We start from the raw sequence: 18,303 nt of genomic DNA on the forward strand, positions 1-18,303 counted from the left end.
TATCCCTTAAAATTTTATATGTACTCTATAATAAAGGAAGAAATGAAAACTGTACACTTTTGTTTTCTAAAGATTCAAAGTTTTCTGCAATCCATTTTTTTGAACTGATGGCTTGCTCATTGATTTTTTCTTTTTGTAACGCTCTTTATATTCAGTAAACATGCTGATATTCAGCAATATTCCCATACAACCGCTCAGTAAAATGATGGACGATCCCCCGTAGCTAATAAATGGAAGAGTGACCCCAGTAATCGGAATCAGACCTGAAACACCGCCTAAATTAATGCATGTTTGGATCGCAATCATGGAGGAAATTCCTATTGCAAGCAAACTTCCAAATGGATCTTCACACTTTCTTGCAATATAAAAACCTTTCACGACGATGAAGCCAAGGAGAGCGAGTACAAAAAATACTCCGAAAAAGCCAAGCTCTTCTGAAATGATTGCCATGATAAAATCTGTGTGCGGCTCTGGAAGATACCCGTACTTTTGAACGCTTTCTCCTAGACCCAGTCCAAAAAAGCCGCCTGATCCAATGGCGTAATAGGAATTAATCAATTGATGTCCAGTATCCCCTGCATCTTTAAAGGGATCTTGGAAACTCTCAAAACGCCCGAGGCGATTTTGCGTGAATATTTTATCCCAGAACAGAATAATAAATGGGGTTACGATGACCATCACGGCACTAAATAACGCCAGCAGCTTCGCAAGTGTTTTCCCGCTAAACCCTGAGCATAAAATCATCGCAAGAGCAATCATGCCAATGATAAAGGCTGTCCCATAGTCTGGCTGCAAAATGATAAATCCGCATAAGATCGAAACAATCACGATTGGAGGTGTGACTCCTCGTAAAATATGATCAATATAATGCTGCTTTTTTGCATAAACAGCAGCAAGATAAATAATAACGACAATCTTCACAAATTCCGCTGGCTGAAGACTGAATGGGCCTACTTTAATCCAGCTTCTTGCGTTCCCTGCAATATGACCGCCAAAGTACACATAGATGAGGGAAAAAACGGATAGCAGCAGCATACCGATTTGAAATTTCTTATTTGAAAACAGCTGATATGGAACTAATGCTGTAAAGAGCAAGATGACGGCTCCAACGATCATAAATAAAAGCTGTTTCTTAAAAAAATTATCTGGCGCGGCATCGTATCTAATCACAGATGTAATCATACTTGAGCTATACACCATGACCAAACCGAATGCGCTAATTAAAATAATGGCGAACAATAATGAGTAGTCATACGATTTTAGCATTCTCTTTAACATATAATCCTCTTCCTAACGTCTGTTTCTACTGCTTGATATCCTCTTAGCTGTTTTTATTCTACTACATTTTCTCCGTTTGATCTCGTTTTACCTCTTTTATATTGTTCGTCATTCATGAATGAATCAAGTCCGTTTGACATGAAACAATGAAAAGAAAATAGAGGACAAAAAAACTCAAACTTATGTTAAGGAAGTTTGAGTTTTCAATCATTATTTTTTTGTGAACGCATCATGAAGTGCGGAAAGCTCTCTCTCAAGTTTATCGAGTAGTTTCTTACCTTCATGTTGATCAACTAATCCAAGCCGGACAGCAAAATCAATTTCTCTCGATAATCCGAACATTTGAGTATCTAAAACCTCTTCATAAAGAGGACATTGCGGCATCGTTAAGTTGTCCATTTGCACTTGGATCAATTTTAAAATTTTATCTGCATCCAATTTTAATAAAGACAGTGCTTTTTGCCGATGATCGACTAAAATTTCTGACGCCAAAAGTATCCCTCCGTTCCCCAGGCGAGTACCTAATTCTTCTATTTATCATAAAGCGAAACGCCCAAAATTGCAAGCAGATTTGTACAGTTCGCTTTGTAAAAATAAAAAGAAGCCCTCCTTCATTAAAAGATACTCATCTCGTATTTTTCACTCATCAGCTCAAGCAGCTTAATCCCAGCAATACTATTCCCTTTTTCATCCAAAGCCGGACCGAAGATACCAATTCCAAAATCATATGGTGCAACTCCCATAATCCCGCCTGAGACACCGCTTTTTGCAGGAATTCCGATGTTAATGGCAAATTCTCCGCTCGCATTGTACATGCCGCACGTCACCATAAAGGTTTTACAAATTCTAGCGACATCTTTTGAAAGAATTCGCTTCCCCGTTTCTGGATGTCTGCCGTCTAATGAAAAAACACAAGCAATTTTCGCCAAATCCAAGCTGTTCATCATGATGGCACATTGTTTCGTATAGACGTCCATGACTTCCTCTACGTTCCCTCTAATAATATGATATTGCTTCATATAATAGCACATTGCCCGGTTAATCATCGATGTCTCAAATTCGGAGGCAGCTGTTTCCTTGCAGTATGTAATGCTTTTGTCATTTGCAAGCTCTCTAATGAAGCTGAGCAACCGGCCCAGCTGATCTTGCGGAGTCGCTCCTCTGATTAAACTCGTGACTGCGAGCGCCCCTGCATTAATCATTGGATTCAGCGGTTTATTCGGACTCGCTGTTTCCAGTTTGATCATTGAATTAAACGGGTCACCTGTTGGTTCTTGTCCAACAAATTGAAAGACTTTTTTTGGCCCTTCTTCTGAGAGCACAAGCGCCAGTGCTAATACTTTTGAAATGCTTTGAAGCGTAAATCGTTTATCTACATCTCCAGCTGAGTGGCACGTATTACTCACATGATACACTGCCACAGATAAATCCGTCTGATCCGCTTTGCCGAGAGCGGGAATATAGGATGCTACTTGACCATCTTTGGCCACTTTTTTTGCTTCTTCTACAAATCGCTGAAGCTCTTCATTGTCGCGACATGCCATGCTCATACACTCCCTATCTTTCATGTATGATTAGTGTGTACAAGGTGCAGCATGTTTATGAAAGTGACAAAGCGGGAGAAAACTTCTATAATTTATGTTGGAAAGGGGTTGTCTTGAACATGAGCATCATTCAAATCAAGGGGAACGTACAGTACAAGATCACCATTGATCCAAGTGTATGGATTTTTGATGACCGCAAATTTTTAATGGATTCATTCTTTGAAAAAAATGCAGCAAGTGAAGAGAAGCAGCTAGATCAGGAGCTTGACCAAGAGCGGGTCATAAGAGAAGGTCAAACTCTTCCACCTACGTTAAAAACAGAGAAGAAGTACGAAAAGGAAAGACTCGTCACAGGCAGCTTCGGGATGAAGCTTGGCGATATGCTAAAAAATGCTGAGCCGCTTGAACATGCGGATACATGCGAATTTGTCACAGAGACAGGTACAATTGCTGTGCCGCTTTCTCAGGCAATGGAAAGCATTGCTCATTTCAGCCAACATGGTAAGCCAATCACAGAAGAAGGACCCATCCACGTCTATTTCGCGGATCAGTCCAACCTCACTCAGCCGATAAAAGGTGTCAAAGAGCTGATCATTACATAAGAACAGATGGTCTGGACTATAGCAAATCAGCGGCAAGCTGTGCAAGTCCAGACCTTTCTCCTTTGACAAGCTTGACATGTCCAGATATTTGCTGCCCTTTGAACCGCTCGATCACATACGTAAGCCCATTATTTAAGCTGTCTAAATAAGGGTGATCAATCTGCTCTGGATCTCCCATGAGCACAATTTTACTTCCCTCTCCGACTCGCGTTAATAATGTTTTCACCTCGTGCTTTGTTAAATTCTGCGCCTCATCAATGATAATAAATTGATCAGGTATACTTCTTCCCCGAATATACGTCAATGCTTCGACTTGAATAGATCCAATTCCCGACAAAATCGCATCAAGCTCGCCCGGCTTTTTTGTATTAAATAAAAACTCTAGGTTGTCATAGATCGGCTGCATCCATGGTCTGAGCTTTTCTTCCTTTTCTCCAGGCAAATATCCTATATCTTTCCCGACAGGCACAATGGAGCGCGCCACGATCAACTTTTTAAACATACCGAGGTCCTCTGTCTGCATTAATCCGGCAGCAAGTGCAAGCAATGTTTTACCAGTCCCCGCTTTTCCAATCAGTGTCACGAGCGGAATGTCACGGCGCAAAAGCAGCTCGAGTGCCATCGTCTGCTGGACATTCTTTGGACGGATTCCCCAAATATGCTCTTGATCATAAACGAGACGTTTTACATGCTCTGCCTTTTGATCAAGCATTCCTAAAGCAGAACCACCTTCATTTCCCTTCATGATGACAAATTGATGAGGGTTGAATGGTGCGCTTGTGACCTCTTTTATTGGTAATTGATTTTGCTTATAAAATGTATTCAATTGCTCAGTCGGAATGTAGAGCTCATGATAGCCATTATCGATGTCCTCATTTTGCAAAACACGGTCACTTAAGAAGTCTTCTGCTTGAAGCCCTATAGCATCCGCCTTTACCCGCACTAACACATCCTTGCTGACCAAAATAACAGGCCTGCCATGAGGCTTTGTTTCTTCCTCTAAGCTTAAATTTTTCGCGACTGCCAAAATTCGATTATCGTTCGTTTTTTCAATAAAAATTTCTTGAAGCTCATGAAAAGAGCGGTGATTCAGTTCAATGCGTAGCGTCCCTTTTGACTCTAGTGTAATTTTTTCATGCAGTTTCCCTTTCGATCTTAAACCGTCGATTAGGCGTGAGACGCGCCGGGCATTTTGTCCAACCTCGTCCATATATCTCTTTTTTGAGTCTACTTCTTCTAACACAACGGCTGGTATGACGACCTCGTTGTCTTCAAATGAAAAGATTGAATTCGGATCCTGTAATAACACATTTGTGTCTAATACATAAATTTTACTCAGGTCCTTCGCCTCCTGATCGGGGTTTCATTCATCCTTGTCTTTCCCAAAACGATTGTTAAAATATATGTTTTCATGAATAAAGTTAGAAGGTTAATTCAACAATAAAATAAATCATGCAGTTTGTGAAGGAGGGAATACAGATGCGACTATTTTTGACATTATTCATGATTCAAGCCATCATTCTGTTGGGCGCTTGTCAGCAGCAAGAAAAGCCAGAGGCACTAGACAAGCAAGATGGACGCCAGCACGTAGTACGGGTGTCAGACTCAACGAAGAAAAAGACCAATCAAGCCCGGTCATCTACAGATGTTGCGCAGCATCTTGTCAAAGTGACAGAGCACGTAGCAGATGTCAATGATGCAACGGCGATCGTCATCGGCCGCTATGCTGTTGTTGGTATTGATGTAAAAGATGATTTAGATAGAAGCAAAGTAGAAAACATTAAATATTCAGTTGCAAAAGCACTGAAAAATGATCCAGAAGGTGCGAATGCTGTTGTGGTCGCTGATCCGGATACAGTCAGCCGGTTAAAAGAAATGGGCAAAGAAATACAAGCAGGCCGTCCTGTCAGTGGGATTATGGATGAACTAGCCGCCATCGTCGGCCGCGTGATGCCAGAGATGCCGAGAAATGAAATTGATCGCCACGAAACAGATCCGACAAATGAGCCGAATGATCAGCTCAAACAAAATGATCAAAAGCAGTTAGACGAACATCAAAACGATCAATCAAACCATCATATGAATCAGAAGAAATAAAGAGAACGGCTTATATCTCCTGTGATATAAGCCGTTTTATACGCTGATTTTAAGTAGCTGGAAAACATGCTATAATAAATGCAATAAGTGAGGTGAAAAGGATGAGAGTGAAGTGCTCAATATGTGAGAAGCTTGAAACCATTGATGATGATACACTCGTTGCTAAGCGGTTAAGAAATCGACCGATTCATACATATATGTGCGATGACTGTCAGGAACGTATTAAAGTAAAGACAGAAGCACGCATCAAGACTGGCAGATTCTCTCTTTATCAAGATCCTGCGACGAAAGAGAAAAAGAAGAAAAAAGGAAAAAAAGAACAAAAGACATAAAAAAAGACCTGACACATGTTCAGGTCTTTTTTTACGTATTCACTGTTCCTTCTTTTTTCGCACGATGCAGCCGTATTTTATAAATAATCAAAATGGCAGCTGCCACAACTAGGCCTTCCGCTACTGGCAGGAAGATTCCTAGAAATGTGAGAAACGTGCAACCAAAAATCAAAAACAAGTAAATCACGAGCGCTTTTAAAATCGGTAAACGTCTAGCAAAGCCGAGCTTAAAAACAATAATCGCTAAAACAAGGATGGTGCCATATAGGAGCCACATCCCTGTTTGCGGATTTTCATCGACACGAAACAGCATCGCGAAAAAGGATAGATTTTCACTTACTTCCTGATCATTCAAAAAGATTCCCTCCCCTTATCTTTCAGGGTTCTATCTCTTTAATTCTTCATGGAATTAAGATAATCCTGCTAGCTTTTTCTTCTTCGCTGATTTCTCACGTTCGTTTTTATCTAAAATTTTCTTTCTTAAACGAATTGATTCAGGTGTAACCTCACAGTATTCGTCCTCATTCAAGTACTCAAGAGATTCCTCAAGTGACATAATACGTGGTTTTTTCATGCTCACCGTTTGATCTTTCGTCGCTGAACGCACGTTTGTTTGTTGTTTCATACGGCTTACGTTGACAACAAGATCGTTCTCACGGTTATGCTCACCAACAATCATTCCTTGGTATACTTCAACACCCGGCTCAACGAAGATCACGCCGCGCTCTTCAACGCCTTGGATTCCGTAAGCAGTCGCTTTACCTGTTTCCATTGAAACAAGAACTCCTTGACGGCGTCCGCCGACTTGACCAGACTGCATTGGCTGGTAGCTGTCAAACGTATGGTTCAAAATACCAAAACCACGAGTTAATGAAAGAAATTCAGTTGTATATCCGATTAAACCACGTGAAGGCACTGTAAAGATCAGGCGAACTTGACCATTACCATTATTGATCATGTCAATCATTTCACCTTTTCGTGCGCCCATTGATTCCATGATAGAGCCAGTGTGCTCTTCTGGTACATCAATTTGAACGCGTTCAACAGGCTCACATCGAACACCGTCAACTTCTTTTACAATAACTTCTGGCTTCGATACTTGTAATTCAAATCCTTCACGTCTCATATTCTCAATAAGAATGGATAAGTGAAGCTCTCCGCGTCCAGATACAACCCACGCATCAGGTGAAGCAGTTGGATCAACACGAAGACTGACATCTGTTTGAAGCTGCTGCTCTAAGCGCTCTTCAATTTTACGTGATGTTACGTATTTCCCTTCACGGCCTGCAAATGGGCTGTTGTTAACAACAAACGTCATTTGAAGTGTCGGCTCATCAATACGAAGGATTGGCAAAGCCTCTTGGTGTTCAACCGGACAAACCGTTTCACCTACGTTGATGTCTTCCATTCCAGAAACAGCAACAAGATCTCCTGCTTTCGCTTCGTTGATTTCCACTCGTTTTAACCCTTGGAAACCAAAAATCTTCGTCACACGGAATTGTTTCACACTGCCGTCAACTTTCATTAAGGCTACTTGCTGTCCTACTTGCATTGTTCCTCTGAATACACGGCCGATCCCAATTCTTCCAACATAATCATTGTAATCAAGTAGTGCCACTTGGAATTGAAGCGGCTCTTCATGGTTATCAACTGGGCAAGGGATATGGTTAACAATGGCTTCAAACAAAGATTCCATGTTTTCATCTTGCTTGCTCGCATCGTTACTTGCTGTACCATTGATTGCTGATGCATAGACAACTGGGAATTCAAGCTGTTCTTCTGTTGCATCCAATTCAATGAACAAGTCGATTACTTCATCGACTACTTCAGCCGGACGAGCAAAGTCGCGGTCAATTTTGTTGACAACAACGATTGGTGTTAAGTTTTGCTCAAGTGCTTTTTTCAGCACAAAGCGTGTTTGAGGCATACAGCCTTCATAAGCATCCACAACGAGAAGTACACCATCTACCATTTTCATGATACGCTCAACCTCACCACCGAAATCGGCGTGTCCTGGTGTATCTAAAATATTAATGCGTGTATCTTTATAATGGATCGCAGTATTTTTAGCTAAAATCGTAATACCGCGCTCTCGCTCTAAATCATTTGAATCCATGGCTCTCTCAGCGATATTTTCATTCGCACGGAAAGTACCAGCTTGATGGAGCAATTGGTCAACAAGCGTCGTTTTACCATGGTCAACGTGGGCAATAATTGCGATGTTGCGAAGATCTTTTCGAAGTTTCACATTTTCATCTCCTAAAATAATTAGATAACTTTCATATTATATCACAATCCCCTTTAAATGCCGATCGTTTTTCTGTAAACTTATATTAACTCTAAAAAAAAGGGATGGAGACAAATGAAACAAATCAAATGGCTTCTATTATTATGTGCATTACTTGCGGTTGTCAGTATGGCGTTTATTGGGGTAACTCTTGCAGAAAAAAACGTGCTGGGTATTTGTCTAAGTATTGTGTTTGCCATGATTTTCATGGGTACAGGATTTACATTAAAAAGAAAATTAAACGTGCAATCATAAAATTTCTCAAAAGCCTTTTACATTCTACATGTAGAAGGCTTTTTATTTCGAGTAAAAACAAGACCAACCACCTATGAAAACCCGAGTAATCAGACTGAAAATAGCATGTAGACTTGGCAAATATAAGCAATCTGAACCTCTTCATTTTTCGACAAGAATTTTTATAGTTCTCCAAAATCAAACACAAAGTTACAATTTTCCTATTCTTCCACAAACTTTCTCATGGTATGCTGTTCTTGCAACAAAATTTAACAGAAAAGGGAGAGAAAAGAAGCATGAAGAAGATTTTGAGCAAATCGCTCAGCTCTGTTGTATTTTTCGCTTTAGCTATTATTCTTACTTTCACAACAGTAGCTCCTGGGCAAGCAAGCGCTGCAACTTTCAAAGGGATTCCTTTCGAGCAGCAGCAAGTCATTAAAGAATTATTGGAGAAAAACGAGCGTGTCATCAACATTCTCATCAACTCATTTGTTGAGGAAGACAACAACTACACATTTGATGTGAAAAAAGCTGTTGAGCTCGGACTAACTGAAGAAGAAGCGGCGACTGCTGAGAAATTCTTAGATCGCGCAGCTGTTCTGACAATCGTTTTCAGTGAAAGCATCACTAAAAACGAAAAAGGAAAATTGGTTTTTGATGCAGCGAAAGCTGTTGAACTTGGTCTTACAAAAGAAGAAGCAGCTAAATTTGAAAAACTGTTGAAATCAGTGATCAGAATTGCTGACCTTGCTGGTGATGCACTTGTTCTAGACAAAAAAGGTAATGTTGTCATTGATTCAAAAATCGCAAAAGGTATTGGATTCAGCTCTACTGAATTACTTGTTTTTAACCAAATGCTGAAGAAAATTCCTCAAGAGCAATTAAAATCGGTCTATGATGCCATTCAAATTGCTAAAGAAAAATTAAGCTAAGCTCGAAAACCCCCACCTGGATCGCCCAGATGGGGGTTTTTTATTTCAGCCAATAAAGAATGATCATCTGGCTTTTTCATATCGATAGCCAGTTGTGCTTCATTAAAAAGTTTCATCAAATAAACCAAATCACTTCATGAGAATGAAGTGATTTGGTTTATTTTTTATTTCCACTGCCTTTTATGTAATCGTGCAAGATTTTTTCACAAACGGATCGATTTCCGGCGACGATACTGTTTTTGTCTAGAAACGTTAGGTGTTCTCCGTGTATATTTGAGTAGACTGCCCCTACTTCATCCAAAAGCACACAGCCTGCTGCATAATCCCACGGCGCAAGCCTTAACGTGACGTATGCGTCACTTCTGCCGCTTGCGATATAAGCGAGCTCAAGTGCAGCTGATCCAATCGTTCTCGTCCCTCTCACATCACGCACAAGACGGGCGAACGGTTTAGCATCAAAATAAGGGCTTTCGATCGCCCAGGTCGGGTTAATGCCAACAATGGCTTTTTCAATCGCTACATCTTTTAATGGCGGGAGAAGGATATCGTTCATATAAGCCCCTTCTCCTTTGACCGCATGGTAAAGCTCGTCATGAATGACGTCATATATGAGACCGATTTTCCCTATGCCATTTTCAAATATCCCGATTGAAATGGCAAAGTTGCGTTTTTGATGGACAAAGTTCATTGTGCCATCGATTGGATCAATGATCCACACGATCCCATCAAGTGAGGTCACCTCTTCCCCTTGTCCCTCTTCACCTAAAATATGATGATCTGAAAATGTCGATTGTATCTTTTCAATGAAAAAACGTTCTGTTTCTTTATCGATATTTGTGACAAGATCATTTGGATTTGATTTTGTTTCAATTGATAGACCTTCCTGCATGGATGCTTTAATACGGCTTCCTGCTTCTTTTACCCAAAGCTTTGCAAGACGGTCAATTTCCACCCAGTTTGTCATCAGACTGTAAACCTCTTTTCTATGTAATACCTATTTGTAATAGCATACTGATATTATGTGCGTAAAAGCAAGAAAAAAGCAGCTTCATACAAAAACGAACCGATGAATTGGTTCGTTTTTACCTCACCTTGTTTTACCCTTTAAGCTGCTCCCATTCTTTTCTTAGGCGCTCAAGCTTTCGTTTGCTGCGTTCGATTTGGATGTCATCTTTTTGCTCGATGGCTTCATGAAGCGTAGAAAGCTCATAGTCCACCTCTAATCTCCACACAGCGATGCGATTCTTCTTCTCCTGTCTATACCCCTGCTTCACGATTTGCTTCATTTGGTCAACGCCCCTTCCAGAGAATGATTCATTCCTTGTCAGTTTTCATTGATAAAAAATTCAATCGATAAGAGAATTGGTTCTTGCTTATATCGTATGAAGCGATCGCATAACCGCAACGACATTCTGAAAATTGTGTTTTTACCTATTTGTTATGTACCACAAAATCGTTGTTTTTAAACGCTGCCCTACTTCCTCTACAATCTTTGACATGACGGTGCATCTTTTTTTGAGCTTAACCCAAGCTATGATAAAATATGATCAGCGAAAGAATACAGGAGGCATACTATGAGTGAAATGCGTTTTAGAGATGAAGATTTTGAGACATTTACAGTTGACGGTTTAGATGAACGAATGACCGTATTAAAAGAAAGAGTCCGTCCAAAGCTTGAAGCACTTGGAGAACACTTTGCACCACTTCTTTCTTCTATTACAGGTGACGAAATGTTTGTACACGTCGCAAAGCATGCTAGAAGATCAGTCAATCCGCCAAATGATACGTGGGTTGCTTTTGCAAACAGCAAGCGTGGGTATAAAAAACTCCCTCATTTTCAAATTGGGCTTTGGAAAACACATGTCTTTGTATGGTTTGCTCTTATTTATGAATCTCCTGTGAAAGGCGAATATGGTCAGCTATTTGAAAAAGAACTAGACACCATTCAGAAGAAAATACCGCAAGATTTTGTTTGGTCTAAAGATCATATGAAACCAGATGTCATGCGTCACAGCGAGCTCGATGCAGAACAGCTGAAAACGCTGTTTGAACGTGTGCAAACGGTGAAAAAAGCCGAGCTCCTTTGCGGCATTCAGCTGCCTAGAGAAGAAGTCGTTCAAATGAATAATGAAGAATTTTTATCAAAAATCGAAGATGCCTTCCGCACGTTAACTTATCTATACCGCTTTACACAAAAACAATCTGTATAAAAAAACGAGCCCACCTAGGCTCGTTTTTTCTTACATACGTATAATGGCGGACTCTTCTGCTTCTCTTGCCGTTTTCACTGTACGATAAGGAGAATACCCGCTTTCCTTTTCAAACGCTGCACAATGCGTCTTTTCTTCTGCTTTTGATGGCACAATCTCTTTAAAGCGTTTATAAGTATCTAATAACTCCTGCTTCGCTATTCCTTTTTCATAGGCTTTTTCAACAGCTTGAAAAAACGAAATAACCGCAATCTTTTCCTCTGTCGTCCAGTCGACGTCCATTGGATATTGATATTCCATTTACTTGTCCCTCACTTTTACACTCATTTCTTATTTGAACTTTTATTATAGCATCTGTTCGATCAGAAACCGATTGATTTTATGCTTTACATTCCGATCAGTTCATAATATAATTCTTTTGTTTTATGCAATGAAATCTGTCGTTATTGGCACAATAATAGCAGGTATTTCGATGAAGGTGGGAAAGCAATTGTCACAACATGATACACCCTTATACACTGGACTAAAAAAACACGCAGCAACCAATCCAGTTCAATTTCACATTCCTGGCCATAAAAAAGGAGCCGGAATGGACCCTGAATTTAGAGCATTCATTGGCGACAATGCATTAAGCATTGATCTCATTAATATAGAACCTCTTGATGATTTACACTCACCTCGAGGAATGATAAAAGAAGCACAAGATCTAGCTGCTGAAGCCTTCGGTGCTGACCATACGTTTTTCTGTATCCAAGGAACAAGCGGCGCCATCATGACAATGGTGATGACCGTATGCGGACCTGGAGATAAAATCATCGTTCCGCGTAACGTCCATAAATCGATTATGTCCGCGATTGTATTTTCTGGCGCAGTTCCTGTTTTTATTCACCCAGAAATAGACAAAGAGCTTGGCATCTCTCACGGCATTACACCAGAATCAGCGAAAAAGGCACTCACGGAGCACCCAGATGCAAAAGGTCTGCTTGTGATTAATCCGACGTATTTTGGCGTTTCAGCAGACTTAAAATCGATTGTAGACATTGCCCATTCATTTCATGTGCCTGTCCTTGTCGATGAAGCACACGGCGTGCATATTCATTTTCACGATAAGCTCCCGCTATCTGCCATGCAGGCAGGTGCCGACATGGCAGCAACAAGTGTCCACAAACTCGGCGGTTCCCTGACCCAAAGCTCTATTTTAAATATGAAGGAAGGGCTTATCTCAAAAGATCGCGTGCAATCGATTTTAAGCATGCTGACAACAACGTCTACTTCTTATTTGCTCTTGGCGTCACTTGATGTCGCTCGAAAGCGATTAGCCACTGAAGGAAAGGCACTAGCAGATGAAGCCATCCGTTTAGCTGAATCAGCGAGAAACCGTTTGAATCAAATTGATGGCATTACGTGTATTGGCAAGGAAATACTCAGTTCAGCTTCTACGTATGATTATGATCCAACGAAATTAATTATTTCAATTAAAGACCTTGGCCTAAATGGCCATGATGTCGAAAAATGGTTGAGAGAAAGCTACCGGATTGAAGTGGAGCTTTCTGACCTTTACAACATTTTATGTATTGTGACCCCTGGAGATTCTGATGAAACAATCGATACGCTTATAATGGCTATGAAAGACATTGCCGCAACCTCTACAAGTGAGAGCGGCACACAAGCGGTAACTGAAGTCCTGCTTCCTGAGATTCCATCGCTTGCCATGACGCCGCGTGATGCCTTTTACGCCACAACAGAAGTGGTTCCGTTTAAAGAAGCAACAGGCCGCATCATCGCAGAGTTTGTTATGGTGTACCCGCCAGGCATACCTATTTTTATACCAGGAGAGATTATCACAGAAGAAAATATCTCCTATATCTTTAAAAACATTGAAATTGGTCTCCCTGTCCAAGGACCAGAAGATTCAACGCTAGAGATGATCCGCGTGATTAAAGAACAGAAACCAATTTTATAAAAAAGAAACATGCAGCCCCAAATGGAGCTGCATGCTTTTTTATTTATTCAGAGGCTTCATCACAGCAATGACAGTGACCACACGTTCCGTATAGTGTTGTCACTTTTTCATTTTCAAATTGATCAATGGTCTCATTGCAATCTTGACAAATAATTGTACCCACGTACATTCCCCTTTTCTTCATTCAATATTTGAAAGCGTTTAATCTATTTCATACTTCTATAATATGATGTCACATTTAAGTTGTCAACGGTTAATTGTATGACACATTTAATTATTTTTTATGAATATGTGCTATTTTCTCATCATATTGAGGGAACGTTTCAATTGTATTTTGCTTCATATCAATTCTGTAACAATTGAGTAACAATCGAAAATTGTCAAAAAGGACATGATACACTAGAGTGACTAACAGGTAACCAGCTCCTAAAAATGTTGGGACAACCCCAAAGGATTTTGAGGTGAATAGATTGAATTTTATGAGGACACTTCTCATTATATTCCCCATGCTCTTTGTACTTAGTTCATGCTCATTTGCGTATATCATACCGAATCAGACAGACCAAGTCAGTCATATTCAAAAACCAAGAATTCTCTTTTTTACAGATGCAGAAAATCTTGATAAAGAAAGTCCTTATTATGATGCAGTCCTCGATTTAAAGAATGAATACCCGAAGGAAATGTCAAAGATGATTGTGAAAGAAGATCGTAAAGGCTGGAAAAATGAAGTAGACGAATTGCCGGCTATTTTACTTGTAAATAATGAAAAAGTCATAGTGAAGGTTGAAGGAAATGTCAGCAGCAAAGAGGATATTTTATCGCCTTTATGCCACGCTTTAGACCGCGTGAATACAAATTAATGGCTTCACCTTGCACTTATATATCCATATGAAATAGCCCCCTCATGAAATGAGGGGTTTTTCTCATGCAGCGCTCAAAAAAACCCTCTCCTTGATGGAGAGGGTTTTAATAAGTTCATTATTTTACGATATGGATTGGGCTTCCAATTGCTACTTCAGCCGTTTCCATTGTAATTTCACCTAAAGTTGGGTGAGCGTGAATTGTCATTGCGATATCTTCAGCAGTCACTCCAGCTTCGATTGCAAGGCTAAGCTCTGAAATCATATCAGAAGCGCCAACACCTGCGATTTGTGCACCAATCACAAGACCATCCTCTTTACGAGTGATCATTTTCATGAAGCCATCAGTTGCGTCAAGAGAAAGTGCACGTCCGTTTGCTGCGAATGGGAATTTCGCTGCAACGATGTCGATTCCTTCTTCTTTTGCTTCTGCTTCAGTGTATCCAACAGTTGCAAGTTCTGGCTCTGAGAATACAACAGCAGGAATACCAAGGTAATCAATTTCAGCTGGCTCTCCAGCGATTGCTTCAGCTGCAATTTTACCTTCGTAAGAAGCTTTGTGTGCAAGTGGTGGTCCATCAACGATGTCACCAATTGCATAGATGTTAGATACGCTTGTACGGCATTGTTTGTCTGTTTTGACAACTCCGCGGTCAGTCAATTCAACACCAACTTGCTCAAGACCAAGCTCATCTGTGTTTGGACGACGACCAACAGTAACAAGTACGTAATCAGCATCAACTGTTTTTTCTTCACCTTTTACTTCGAAAGTAACAGTGACACCATCAGATTTTTCTTCAACGCCTTTTGCAAGAGCGTTTGTATGGATTTCAACGTTTCCTTTTTTCTTCAGGTTACGTTTAACCAATGAGCTCATTTGCTTTTCGAAACCTGGAAGGATTTCGTCTCCACCTTCAAGGATGACAACTTCTGTTCCAAAGTTTGCATAAGCAGTACCAAGCTCAGTACCGATATATCCACCACCGATAACAACTAACTTCTTAGGTACTTCTTTAAGCGCTAAAGCACCAGTTGAGTTGATCACGCGGTCTGTGTATTTAAAAGTAGGCAATTCAATTGGACGAGATCCAGTGGCAAGAATTGCATTTTTGAAAGTGTACGTCTGTGCTGAATTTTCATCCATTACACGTACAGAGTTGCTGTCTACGAAATAAGCTTCACCTTTAACGATGTCTACTTTATTTCCTTTAAGAAGACCTTGAACTCCACCTGTTAATTTGTTTACAACAGAAGCTTTCCACTCTTGAACTTTTGTGAAATCAACTGTTACGTTTTCAGCTTTGATACCCATGTCTTCAGAATGCTTAGCATTTTCGAAACGATGGCCAGCATTGATTAATGCTTTTGAAGGAATACAACCAACGTTTAGACATACACCGCCAAGTGTTCCTTTTTCAACGATTGTTACTTTTTGTCCAAGCTGTGCAGCACGAATAGCAGCTACATATCCGCCAGGACCTGCACCGATGACAAGAGTATCTGTTTCGATTGGGAAATCTCCTACTACCATGACATTACGCCTCCATTAAAATTAATTGTGGATCATTCAATAAACGCTTGATGTGGTTAAGGGCATTTTGCGCAGTAGCTCCGTCGATCATACGGTGGTCAAAGCTTAGGGAAAGAGCTAAGACTGGAGCTGCAACGATTTCGCCATCACGAACAACCGCTTTTTCAGCGATACGGCCAATACCAAGGATCGCTACTTCTGGGTGGTTGATGACTGGAGTAAACCATTGTCCACCAGCAGAACCGATGTTTGTGATTGTGCAAGATGCACCTTTCATTTCAGCTGGAGCCAATTTACCATCACGTGCTTTTGTTGCAAGCTCGTTGATTTCGTTAGACACTTCAAAAATAGCTTTGCGATCTGCATTTTTCACAACTGGAACGAGCAGGCCTTTTTCAGTATCAGCTGCAATTCCGATGTTGTAGTAATGCTTTTGAACAACTTCATCTGTTTTATCATCGATAGAAGTGTTAAGTACTGGGTACTTTTTCAAAGCAGAAGTAAGAGCTTTTACAACGTAAGGCAAGTAAGTTAACTTGATTCCTTGATCAGCTGCAACTTGTTTGAATTGTTTACGATGTGCAACAAGGTTCGTTACATCAACTTCATCCATTAATGTTACGTGAGGAGCTGTATGCTTAGAGTTTACCATTGCTTTCGCGATTGCTTTGCGGATTCCGCTCATTTTCTCGCGAGTTTCTGGGAATTCCCCTTCAAGAACTGGAGCTGCTGCCGCTTTAGGAGCTGCTTCTTCTTTCGCACTTTCAGCTGCTTGAGGCGCTGCTTCTTGAGCTGCAGAACCACCATTAACGAAGCTGTCGATATCTTCTTTTAACACACGTCCGTTTTTACCAGAACCTGCAACTTTGTAAATTTCAATGCCTTTTTCGCGAGCATATTTACGTACAGATGGCATAGCGATAACGCGTTTGTTTGGATCAGCATCTACTTGCTCTTGTGCGCCTGCACCAGTTGCTGCTGCCGCTTCTTCTTGTGCCACTTCTTTCTTCTCTGGCTCGTTACCAGCTTCAGCAGTACCTTGTACTTGAGCTTCAGTTTTTGCTTCGCCTTCTTCTTCGCTGCCTTTAAATTGAAGATTTTCGTAACCAGGTGCATCAAACGTAATGATTGTTTGTCCTACAGTTGCAACTGTTCCCTCTTCAACTTTTAATTCTAATACTTTTCCTTTAACAGGTGAAGGAATTTCTACAACTGCTTTATCGTTTTGTACCTCTGCTAAAACGTCATCTTCATTAATTTCGTCGTTTGGTTTTACAAACCACTTAACGATCTCACCTTCGTGGATACCTTCTCCGATGTCCGGAAGTTTAAATTCAAATGCCACTGTTTTTCGCCTCCTAGATTTTGTTGAATCCTTGTTGTGTATGTTTACACGGTCTTGTAATTGATAAAGGGGAAGAGAAATAAATTCTTTTCCCCTCAGTCATTTAATTAAAATTCAAGAACTTTCTTAGCTGTTTCAAGCACGTCTTTATGGTTTGGAAGCCATACGGTCTCAGCTTGAGAGAAAGCAAATACAGTATCAGGTGCAGCTACACGAAGTACTGGTGCTTCTAGGCTAAGGATTGCTCTGTCATTGATTTCAGCTACTACGTTTGCAGCAATACCAGCTTGTTTTTGTGCTTCTTGAACAACGATCGCACGACCTGTTTTTTCAACAGAAGCGATGATTGTTTCAATATCAAGCGGGCTTACTGTACGAAGGTCGATCACTTCAGCAGAAACGCCTTCTTTTTCAAGCTCTTCAGCAGCTTTAAGTGATTCGTGAACCATTGCACCGTAAGTGATGATTGAAAGGTCAGAACCTTCACGTTTCACGTCAGCTTTACCGATTTCAATTGTGTACTCTTCTTCAGGAACTTCCTGACGGAAAGAGCGATAAAGTTTCATATGCTCAAGGAATACAACCGGATCATTGTCGCGGATTGCAGAAATTAATAGTCCTTTTGCATCGTAAGGTGTTGAAGGAATGACCACCTTGATACCAGGCTGTTGTGCGATAAGACCTTCTAAGCTATCAGCGTGAAGCTCAGGTGTGTGAACTCCCCCGCCGAATGGAGAACGGATTGTCACTGGAGAATGCCAGCGTCCGCCAGAACGGTAACGCATACGAGCCATTTGTCCAGAAACAGAATCTAATACTTCGTAAACGAATCCGAAGAATTGAATTTCCATTACTGGGCGGAATTCTTGTAGTCCAAGGCCAATTGCAAGACCGCCAATACCAGATTCAGCAAGTGGTGTATCGAATACACGATCCTCACCAAACTCTTTTTGCAATCCTTCAGTCGCACGGAATACGCCGCCGTTTTTACCAACGTCTTCTCCGAAAACGAGAACGTTTTCGTCATTTTTCAGTTCTGTGCGTAACGCATCAGTGATCGCTTGAATCATTGTCATTTGCGCCATGGC

General features: G+C 40.7%; 21 protein-coding genes. 8 read left to right on the forward strand and 13 right to left on the reverse strand.

The window, feature by feature from the left end; genetic code table 11:
* Nucleotides 1-66: 66 nt before the first annotated feature.
* The 3 genes from ftsW to glsA form a co-directional block, all read right to left on the reverse strand.
* Nucleotides 67-1,278 carry a putative lipid II flippase FtsW gene (gene ftsW / locus MHH40_RS03340; protein ID WP_044142014.1) on the reverse strand — a complete coding sequence of 404 codons (1,212 nt, stop codon included), beginning with the start codon at nucleotides 1,276-1,278 and terminating at the stop codon, nucleotides 67-69.
* Nucleotides 1,279-1,488: 210 nt separating this feature from the next.
* A complete protein-coding gene (locus tag MHH40_RS03345; RefSeq protein WP_034318078.1) occupies nucleotides 1,489-1,770 on the reverse strand; it encodes a YlaN family protein in 282 nt (93 codons plus the stop codon).
* Between the two features lie 122 nt (nucleotides 1,771-1,892).
* Entirely contained in the window at nucleotides 1,893-2,822 is a 930-nt protein-coding gene (gene glsA, locus MHH40_RS03350) for a glutaminase A (RefSeq protein ID WP_050945112.1), read from the reverse strand.
* Nucleotides 2,823-2,941: 119 nt separating this feature from the next.
* Here glsA and MHH40_RS03355 point away from each other — a divergent pair, with 119 nt between their 5' ends.
* A complete protein-coding gene (locus MHH40_RS03355; RefSeq protein ID WP_050945113.1) occupies nucleotides 2,942-3,424 on the forward strand; it encodes a hypothetical protein in 483 nt (160 codons plus the stop codon).
* 16 nt (nucleotides 3,425-3,440) lie between these two features.
* Here MHH40_RS03355 and MHH40_RS03360 read toward each other — a convergent pair whose 3' ends face one another.
* Nucleotides 3,441-4,763: a PhoH family protein gene (locus MHH40_RS03360; RefSeq protein ID WP_050945114.1), complete on the reverse strand. Its 1,323-nt coding sequence runs from the start codon at nucleotides 4,761-4,763 to the stop codon at nucleotides 3,441-3,443.
* A 140-nt stretch (nucleotides 4,764-4,903) separates the two neighbouring features.
* On the opposite strand from MHH40_RS03360, the gene MHH40_RS03365 reads away from it, so the two are divergent.
* Nucleotides 4,904-5,521 (forward strand): YhcN/YlaJ family sporulation lipoprotein, encoded by a 618-nt coding sequence (locus MHH40_RS03365; RefSeq protein WP_050945115.1) that lies wholly within the window; start codon nucleotides 4,904-4,906, stop codon nucleotides 5,519-5,521.
* A gap of 101 nt (nucleotides 5,522-5,622) precedes the next feature.
* A complete protein-coding gene (locus MHH40_RS03370; protein ID WP_003210787.1) occupies nucleotides 5,623-5,853 on the forward strand; it encodes a YlaI family protein in 231 nt (76 codons plus the stop codon).
* A gap of 31 nt (nucleotides 5,854-5,884) precedes the next feature.
* Here MHH40_RS03370 and MHH40_RS03375 read toward each other — a convergent pair whose 3' ends face one another.
* Both MHH40_RS03375 and typA read right to left on the reverse strand, forming a co-directional pair.
* Nucleotides 5,885-6,166: a YlaH-like family protein gene (locus tag MHH40_RS03375; RefSeq protein ID WP_044334035.1), complete on the reverse strand. Its 282-nt coding sequence runs from the start codon at nucleotides 6,164-6,166 to the stop codon at nucleotides 5,885-5,887.
* A 96-nt stretch (nucleotides 6,167-6,262) separates the two neighbouring features.
* Nucleotides 6,263-8,101: a translational GTPase TypA gene (typA, locus tag MHH40_RS03380; protein ID WP_003212439.1), complete on the reverse strand. Its 1,839-nt coding sequence runs from the start codon at nucleotides 8,099-8,101 to the stop codon at nucleotides 6,263-6,265.
* A 114-nt stretch (nucleotides 8,102-8,215) separates the two neighbouring features.
* On the opposite strand from typA, the gene MHH40_RS03385 reads away from it, so the two are divergent.
* On the forward strand, nucleotides 8,216-8,395 hold the full coding sequence (locus MHH40_RS03385; RefSeq protein WP_003211596.1) for a DUF5325 family protein: 180 nt from the start codon (nucleotides 8,216-8,218) through the stop codon (nucleotides 8,393-8,395).
* 275 nt (nucleotides 8,396-8,670) lie between these two features.
* Nucleotides 8,671-9,306 carry a hypothetical protein gene (locus MHH40_RS03390; protein WP_044142020.1) on the forward strand — a complete coding sequence of 212 codons (636 nt, stop codon included), beginning with the start codon at nucleotides 8,671-8,673 and terminating at the stop codon, nucleotides 9,304-9,306.
* 157 nt (nucleotides 9,307-9,463) lie between these two features.
* On the opposite strand, the gene MHH40_RS03395 is transcribed toward MHH40_RS03390, so the two are convergent.
* Nucleotides 9,464-10,270, reverse strand: a complete 807-nt coding sequence (locus tag MHH40_RS03395; RefSeq protein ID WP_050945116.1) for an inositol monophosphatase family protein — start codon at nucleotides 10,268-10,270, stop codon at nucleotides 9,464-9,466.
* A gap of 133 nt (nucleotides 10,271-10,403) precedes the next feature.
* On the reverse strand, nucleotides 10,404-10,592 hold the full coding sequence (locus tag MHH40_RS03400; RefSeq protein ID WP_003211901.1) for a hypothetical protein: 189 nt from the start codon (nucleotides 10,590-10,592) through the stop codon (nucleotides 10,404-10,406).
* 288 nt (nucleotides 10,593-10,880) lie between these two features.
* Here MHH40_RS03400 and MHH40_RS03405 point away from each other — a divergent pair, with 288 nt between their 5' ends.
* The gene (locus tag MHH40_RS03405) at nucleotides 10,881-11,516 is read left to right on the forward strand and encodes a DUF1054 domain-containing protein (RefSeq protein ID WP_050945117.1); all 636 of its coding nucleotides are present in this window, start codon (nucleotides 10,881-10,883) and stop codon (nucleotides 11,514-11,516) included.
* A 30-nt stretch (nucleotides 11,517-11,546) separates the two neighbouring features.
* On the opposite strand, the gene MHH40_RS03410 is transcribed toward MHH40_RS03405, so the two are convergent.
* A complete protein-coding gene (locus MHH40_RS03410; protein WP_050945118.1) occupies nucleotides 11,547-11,816 on the reverse strand; it encodes a UPF0223 family protein in 270 nt (89 codons plus the stop codon).
* A gap of 190 nt (nucleotides 11,817-12,006) precedes the next feature.
* Here MHH40_RS03410 and MHH40_RS03415 point away from each other — a divergent pair, with 190 nt between their 5' ends.
* Entirely contained in the window at nucleotides 12,007-13,479 is a 1,473-nt protein-coding gene (locus tag MHH40_RS03415; protein WP_106032469.1) for an aminotransferase class I/II-fold pyridoxal phosphate-dependent enzyme, read from the forward strand.
* Between the two features lie 43 nt (nucleotides 13,480-13,522).
* On the opposite strand, the gene MHH40_RS03420 is transcribed toward MHH40_RS03415, so the two are convergent.
* A complete protein-coding gene (locus MHH40_RS03420) occupies nucleotides 13,523-13,642 on the reverse strand; it encodes a GapA-binding peptide SR1P (protein ID WP_003212464.1) in 120 nt (39 codons plus the stop codon).
* A gap of 316 nt (nucleotides 13,643-13,958) precedes the next feature.
* Between MHH40_RS03420 and MHH40_RS03425 the strand changes: the two genes are divergently transcribed.
* A complete protein-coding gene (locus MHH40_RS03425; RefSeq protein ID WP_223250645.1) occupies nucleotides 13,959-14,339 on the forward strand; it encodes a hypothetical protein in 381 nt (126 codons plus the stop codon).
* Nucleotides 14,340-14,457: 118 nt separating this feature from the next.
* Here the strand turns inward: MHH40_RS03425 and lpdA are convergent, their stop codons facing one another.
* From lpdA to pdhB, 3 genes are all read right to left on the reverse strand, one after another.
* A complete protein-coding gene (gene lpdA / locus MHH40_RS03430) occupies nucleotides 14,458-15,870 on the reverse strand; it encodes a dihydrolipoyl dehydrogenase (RefSeq protein WP_003211097.1) in 1,413 nt (470 codons plus the stop codon).
* Nucleotides 15,871-15,874: 4 nt separating this feature from the next.
* Nucleotides 15,875-17,215 (reverse strand): dihydrolipoamide acetyltransferase family protein, encoded by a 1,341-nt coding sequence (locus MHH40_RS03435; protein ID WP_003211261.1) that lies wholly within the window; start codon nucleotides 17,213-17,215, stop codon nucleotides 15,875-15,877.
* Nucleotides 17,216-17,322: 107 nt separating this feature from the next.
* Nucleotides 17,323-18,300: a pyruvate dehydrogenase complex E1 component subunit beta gene (gene pdhB, locus MHH40_RS03440; protein WP_003211433.1), complete on the reverse strand. Its 978-nt coding sequence runs from the start codon at nucleotides 18,298-18,300 to the stop codon at nucleotides 17,323-17,325.
* Between the last annotated feature and the right edge of the window lie 3 nt (nucleotides 18,301-18,303).

It is taken from the genome of Bacillus sp. FSL K6-2431 (genome assembly GCF_038005165.1).
Lineage (GTDB): Bacteria > Bacillota > Bacilli > Bacillales > Bacillaceae > Bacillus > Bacillus pumilus.

What these genes read in the sequence shown, in the direction of transcription:
- MHH40_RS03410 (WP_050945118.1), bottom strand. Translation starts at nt 11,816, where the DNA reads ATGGAATATCAATATCCAATGGACGTCGACTGGACGACAGAGGAAAAG.
- MHH40_RS03355 (WP_050945113.1), top strand. Translation starts at nt 2,942, where the DNA reads ATGAGCATCATTCAAATCAAGGGGAACGTACAGTACAAGATCACCATT.
- MHH40_RS03395 (WP_050945116.1), bottom strand. Translation starts at nt 10,270, where the DNA reads ATGACAAACTGGGTGGAAATTGACCGTCTTGCAAAGCTTTGGGTAAAA.
- MHH40_RS03385 (WP_003211596.1), top strand. Translation starts at nt 8,216, where the DNA reads ATGAAACAAATCAAATGGCTTCTATTATTATGTGCATTACTTGCGGTT.
- ftsW (WP_044142014.1), bottom strand. Translation starts at nt 1,278, where the DNA reads ATGTTAAAGAGAATGCTAAAATCGTATGACTACTCATTATTGTTCGCC.
- glsA (WP_050945112.1), bottom strand. Translation starts at nt 2,822, where the DNA reads ATGGCATGTCGCGACAATGAAGAGCTTCAGCGATTTGTAGAAGAAGCA.
- pdhB (WP_003211433.1), bottom strand. Translation starts at nt 18,300, where the DNA reads ATGGCGCAAATGACAATGATTCAAGCGATCACTGATGCGTTACGCACA.
- MHH40_RS03390 (WP_044142020.1), top strand. Translation starts at nt 8,671, where the DNA reads ATGAAGAAGATTTTGAGCAAATCGCTCAGCTCTGTTGTATTTTTCGCT.
- MHH40_RS03370 (WP_003210787.1), top strand. Translation starts at nt 5,623, where the DNA reads ATGAGAGTGAAGTGCTCAATATGTGAGAAGCTTGAAACCATTGATGAT.
- MHH40_RS03375 (WP_044334035.1), bottom strand. Translation starts at nt 6,166, where the DNA reads ATGCTGTTTCGTGTCGATGAAAATCCGCAAACAGGGATGTGGCTCCTA.
- MHH40_RS03365 (WP_050945115.1), top strand. Translation starts at nt 4,904, where the DNA reads ATGCGACTATTTTTGACATTATTCATGATTCAAGCCATCATTCTGTTG.
- MHH40_RS03425 (WP_223250645.1), top strand. Translation starts at nt 13,959, where the DNA reads ATGAGGACACTTCTCATTATATTCCCCATGCTCTTTGTACTTAGTTCA.
- lpdA (WP_003211097.1), bottom strand. Translation starts at nt 15,870, where the DNA reads ATGGTAGTAGGAGATTTCCCAATCGAAACAGATACTCTTGTCATCGGT.
- MHH40_RS03405 (WP_050945117.1), top strand. Translation starts at nt 10,881, where the DNA reads ATGAGTGAAATGCGTTTTAGAGATGAAGATTTTGAGACATTTACAGTT.
- MHH40_RS03400 (WP_003211901.1), bottom strand. Translation starts at nt 10,592, where the DNA reads ATGAAGCAAATCGTGAAGCAGGGGTATAGACAGGAGAAGAAGAATCGC.